Origin of the sequence: Pseudoalteromonas sp. Z9A6, assembly GCF_011378805.1 — a bacterium.
Classification (GTDB): Bacteria; Pseudomonadota; Gammaproteobacteria; order Enterobacterales; family Alteromonadaceae; genus Pseudoalteromonas; species Pseudoalteromonas distincta.
The window spans coordinates 1-633 of record NZ_WTKZ01000133.1; the positions used below are offsets into that span (position 1 = coordinate 1).

General features: G+C 41.2%; 1 pseudogene. It reads left to right on the forward strand.

Going from position 1 to position 633, the window contains the following annotated elements:
• Window positions 1-22: 22 nt before the first annotated feature.
• Window positions 23-633, forward strand: a pseudogene (locus tag GQR53_RS21675) (transposase); the annotation flags it as partial.

Sequence of the window (633 nt, forward strand, 5' to 3'; positions counted from 1 at the left end):
TCCTATTCAATATGGTGTTGGTGTGAAAGCCCATGCGGTTTACTTATCACAATATCAATTACTCCCTTATAACCGCATTGAAGAATACTTTAGTGACCAACTAGGTATTCCGATCAGTGCCGGCAGTTTATTTAACTTTAATGAACAAGCAGCGGCACTGGTAAAGTCATCGGGCGCAGAAGGTATCATCAAAGCGGCATTACAAAGCCCGCATCAAACTTTGCATGTTGATGAGACTGGCATTAATATCGGCGGTAAACGGCGATGGCTTCATGGTGCATCAACGACTTGGTGGACTTATTTTTAAAAAAAAAAAAAAAGAGGAAAAATAGCGATGGATGAGGCCGGTATTTTACCGCACTTTACCGGTGTGCTATGTCATGACCATTGGAAGCCATATTATCAATATACCCAATGCCAACATGCATTATGTAATGCTCACCACATCCGAGAATTAGAAAGGGCTTGGGAGCAAGACGGCATGCAATGGGCGAAGGATATGCAAACCTTACTTAAAGAAATGAATAAAGCTCAAATAGATAATCCCGACCTAGATAAAGGGGCTAAACAGAAATATCGTGAGCAATATCAAAAAATATTGCTTCAAGGTGACGCTAAATGTCCACCACCAGA